This is a genomic window from Endozoicomonas sp. (assembly GCF_031844845.1).
GTDB lineage: Bacteria > Pseudomonadota > Gammaproteobacteria > Pseudomonadales > Endozoicomonadaceae > Endozoicomonas.
In genome coordinates, this window is the sequence record NZ_JAVRMB020000309.1 from 1 (window position 1) to 4765 (window position 4765).

The window sequence follows — 4765 nt, forward strand, 5'->3', positions numbered from 1 at the left end:
AACAGTGGTGCGGTTTCACCGGTGATACGAGCCATGGCCAGAAGAACGCCAGTCATAATGCCGGGGCCAGCAGCGCGGTAACACAATTTGGTCATTACCTGCCAGCGGGGAGCGCCCAGACCACTGCCTGCTTCTTTTAACATAGTGGGCACCAGACGGAGCATCTCTTCCGAACGGAATAAAGGACATCCAGTGCGCCGAGATAAATCGGCAGAAGATTGAAGGTGAAAGTCCTTCATCCGGTAGGGCATAGCAAGCCGCCGGAACCCCGAGTCATGGGCGGTTGTCAGAAATGGCAATGGTTAAGCGTTGACAGGGGAACGTACAGGCTCAGTATTGAGCTCCGAAACCATCATCGGGAACGCCGACCCTGTTGGGTGAGGGGGGGAAGGTTTATGGGCAAACCAATGGCGGAAAAGAAATGCCAGAGGGGAGTGTTACATTGTCCGTTATGCGGACGACAGTGTGTTGGGATTTCAATACCGCTCTGATGGTCTGCATTTTATGGCAGACCTGAAAGATCGGTTAGGAAAGTTTGGCCTGAGTTTGAACGGAGAGAAAACAAAGCTGTTGGAGTTTGGACGATTTGCGATCAGTAACAGAAAGGCGAGGAAACAGGGGAAACCCGATACCTTCGATTTTCTGGGCTTCACACATATCTGTTCAGTACGCCGGTCAGACGGTGGATTCATGCTGAAACGGTTTACGATAGCCAAGAAGCTGAGAGCAAAAATCAAAGAAGTAAAACAGACTTTGCTGAAAAACCGGCACAGGGACGTATTCAAACAGGGTAAATGGCTGAAAAGCGTAGTGCAGGGCACAATAACTTCTTTGCTGTCCCCGGCAACCTTAAAGCACTGAACCAATTTCGCAGAGAAATTTGCAGAGCTTGGGTAAAAGCGTTAAGAAGGCGCAGCCAGAAACACTGCATAACATGGATGAAAATGCAGAAGGTCTTCAAACTGTTTATCCCGAGCGTGAGAATACTCCACCCATATCCAAGTATGCGACAGTGTGTCTGATGAGTCGTAGGAGCCGTATGCATTAGTAGTGCCCGTACGGATCTGTGCCGGAGGGGTGACAAATCACAGGAAACTGTTGGTGAGTCAACCCTTTACGGCGATGTGCGCCGAGATAAACCGGCAAGAGATTGAAAGTGAAAGTCCTTGCTCCACTATCTGGTCACGGATGCCTTGGCTATCGTAGCCTTTATCCCCGATAACCGTTTCAGCATCTGGCGTCTTGGCTAATAAGACAGGTGCTGTCGTACAGTCGTTAACCTCTCCACCCGTCACCTCGAATGCGACAGGAAGTCCGCAGGCATCAACAGATAGATGAATTTCCCCGGCTCTTTCCGATGGCTTCAGGCTCACCATCGGCCGCGCCTGTACTGTATTGATGGGCTCTGACATAACTGCCATCTAAATAACCACTCCATATCTGGATCTCGTACAACAGATGAAAGATTTTGAGCCACTTGCCCTGTATAGACCAAACGTTGAACTTCTTGAAAATTGAGTGCCATTCGCCAAATTCGGCTGGCAGATCACGCCACGGACATCCAGCACGGATACGATAAAGCATTCCCCCAATACAAGGCGTAGATTGGGCTTGTTGTATATCTTGATCTGGCTGAAAATGGTCGACAGCTTCGACCAGTACTCATTAGTGAGCATAAAGCGAGGCATTGCAAATCCGTAGTAACGTAGGTGCAGGAACCGCAATGCTGTGGATTTGCAGATCCTTTTCAAGGGCTTATGAAACGTCAACAGCCCCCTGAGAGTTACCCCCTAAATGCTTCATTCTGGATATTGCTTATGTTCGTATTTCTTTTAATAACATCACTCAATGTTGTTGCTTCAATCTCTGCTATTTCTCCCTCGTTTAGCGTTCTAGTGTACCAAAATCTGTCTCCATCCCGAAGTCTTGTGAACTGATCGATTATAATAGCAGAGCCGAGTTCTCCCATTGCGGAATTTGGCAAGTGATCTTCGGATATAATACCAACCCATGGATCCAGATTATCAATATCCCCGTATAGCTTGGTTAGCTCTTCGGCCAGTTCCGAGTCAGATGTTAGATCGTTAAAACTTTCGTATGGTTCCATATTGTAGTGACGTCTAAAGGTATTGTAATCAGGTAGGCAGTGATCTCTACCCCTTTGAACATCTACCGAGAATAAATCAATAACTGAGCTTCCAGCACCAGGAGCTCCTCTCTGGGAGTTTCTTAAACTGGTGACCATTTTTGGATCATGTTCTTCCATAATCTGGGACGACTGCCCTTTCAGTATGTTTCCTACATCACCATAAGAAGATAACAATTCAGGTGCTACAATAGCATCTTTCATCTCAATAACTGGACCAACTTCATTACCATCATTATCCAGCCTTGGAAGGGTATCGGAAACAGTCGAATGTGCAAATCTGAACGCAGCTGTTGAGAATACATTCAATACACTTGGATCAATAAGCTCATTATATCCACTATATTCATCAATGACATTATCGCCCAATAATGTTGGTAGATATTCGTCATAGGTAATGACCTGAGTTAAGGCAATAACATGATTTCTTGCCTTTTGAAAAATTTCTTCATCACTCAATGAAGGTTCTTTATCTGCAAAATTTGCGCATAGGCGGTTATGCTCTCTTACAAACAGAGTGTGCATTGATGTTAATGCGATATTTTCATTTGAACGCGTATCCCCGGAAATATATAAATCATTTTCAGGTTGGCTAGGCAATAGGCCTTTATTCGAAGCCTTCATTTTTCCATCCGAAAATGTTCTCAAATTATCACTGAACTGTTTATCAGAACCATAAACCATGCTGCCATCAATCCATGAAGTAATTGCATTAACCTGTTGTCTGGAACCGTCAGGAGAACGAATGAATTCTGAACGAATAAAGGGAATTGTCGTATTCCCGGTTGATGATGTAGGTTGGAGAAACCCATCATCGGGAGAGAAAAACCCATCATCTGGAGAGATAGAAATCGGCGATTTCTCAGCATCAGGGCCAGATTGAACAGGGGTTAGATCAATATCATGATTAATAAACTGCCCCCATAGCGTATGCATATCAGTAAGGTTTAATGTATTAGGTATACAAGTGTCAGAAAGCTGATTTCCGATTGCATTGCTAATGTTCCTCGGAGGCGGCCTAATGCCATTATTTTCTAAACTGAGGCAATCAGAGGCAGAAAGCCTACCCAGAGCCCCTCCAGCGGCTCCCCAGTCTGGATTTAAACGGTTGTTACCCGAACCATTAAAGCTTCTTACTTCTCCCGGTTCCACTTTATCCACTGCTCTAGAAGTTAAACTATAGGCAATAATCAGTCCTGCCCCTGTAATACTCCCTGCAATCAGGGATGAACACAAAACCAGAGATAGGACAGGATGTGTTACAACCCAGTACTTTGCTTTTCCAAGTTTCGTGTTCAAGCAGGAGTACCAACCGGTACTGTCTCTTGCTGGTACTGAACTATCTCTGATCTCATTTTTTTGTGTGGGGAAGGAGTCACTACTTAGCTTTACAGCAGAATAGTCGCCTAACATAAAATTCCTCCAAGTAAGTACTTAACCATCTGTATTTTATTACAATACAGTTGACAGTTTTTCGGGAACTTAGTCCGTGGCGCAAGCCCTGTGAGTAAGGGCTGGTATTTAATAGCAAGTCTGGGTCATCGCAGAGTTGCCTAAAAATACTCTATAATGCCGGAATCCTTGGGTAAAAACTGTCCGAAGTATTGTTATTATCGACAGATAGATAAGCAAAAAGTTCACTAGCCCTGCAGCAATTCCCGAACAATATACATCTATAGCGTTATATCCAAATAACTTGTATCAGGGGTTGTGTTACTGGAATTTTCTTGCACAAGTTTTTTTAATATAAAAGTCCATAGACGTATATCCGTCGGGAATTTCTGGACCAGTATTACTATCTCGAATACGTAGGAAACGGTGGTTTGCAAAATTCATAGACACGTCAATAGATGCTTGGTTAGCGGGAGTTGTTGTTCTGCAATACTCTCCTCGAAAACTGAGGATGGAACTTTTTATAGAATTGTTGATCATACGTCGGTAGGTGGCTCAGTTCAGTTTAAGTGTTGGTGGTTTGGGATATAACTACGCATAGTCTTTAATTGTCGTGTAAGTGGAGTGTCAGACCATGGAGTCCCAGCAGTTTGAAGATATTCTCCGATCCCTTCCTTTAATGTCTCCGGAGCAAGTGAGCGTACTGCATAAAACACTTCCCCCAGCTTCCAACTCTGCCTCCTCTGATATTCAAGGTGAGTCGCGCCTGCCGGAACGACTTAAATTTTACTTTGACCAGAAACCTGTTTGTGTTCGTTGGGGGACTTAGGATGGCTATCAACGATATTGCTGCAAAGATTGCGATAAAACATTCAATGCCATGAGTGGAACTTCTCTTTCTCACCTTTGAGTCCGGGATAAGCTGGATCAGTACATTGAGTGCATGGACGGCGAAACGACACTGCGACCTGCCGCCAGGCGGTGTGGCATATCGCTGGATACATCATTCCACTTGCGTCACCGTTTGATGGAGCTGGTAAAGGATGACTCATACGGCCAGTTATCCGGTATTGCAGAAGAAGATGCACACCTGGCTCATGAAAGTCTGGCAGATAAGCTAAGCCTGACAGCAAAAATGCTGGTGAGTAGTGCTGGCCAGAGAGTAAAAGAAGGTATTTGACAGTGAACGCCTGCCACAGTGAGTTGAAGCGATGGATTGATGGCTTC

At 45.0% G+C, this 4765-nt stretch carries 3 protein-coding genes and 2 pseudogenes; 2 read left to right on the top strand and 3 right to left on the bottom strand.

The genetic code is table 11. From position 1 onward, the window contains the following. Positions 1-251 (bottom strand): ABC transporter permease subunit (locus RM811_RS17180; protein WP_402526811.1); only part of this gene is annotated, 251 nt, incomplete at its 3' end. 163 nt (positions 252-414) lie between these two features. On the opposite strand from RM811_RS17180, the pseudogene RM811_RS17185 reads away from it, so the two are divergent. After that, positions 415-861, top strand: a pseudogene (locus tag RM811_RS17185) (reverse transcriptase domain-containing protein); the annotation flags it as partial. Between the two features lie 302 nt (positions 862-1163). On the opposite strand, the pseudogene RM811_RS17190 reads toward RM811_RS17185, so the two are convergent. Beyond that, positions 1164-1688: pseudogene (locus RM811_RS17190) on the bottom strand (IS5 family transposase); the annotation flags it as partial. Between the two features lie 95 nt (positions 1689-1783). After that, positions 1784-3559, bottom strand: a complete 1776-nt coding sequence (locus tag RM811_RS17195) for a peroxidase family protein (RefSeq protein WP_402526814.1) — start codon at positions 3557-3559, stop codon at positions 1784-1786. 922 nt (positions 3560-4481) lie between these two features. Between RM811_RS17195 and RM811_RS17200 the strand changes: the two genes are divergently transcribed. Beyond that, entirely contained in the window at positions 4482-4718 is a 237-nt protein-coding gene (locus tag RM811_RS17200) for a hypothetical protein (protein ID WP_402526816.1), read from the top strand. Positions 4719-4765: the final 47 nt, after the last annotated feature.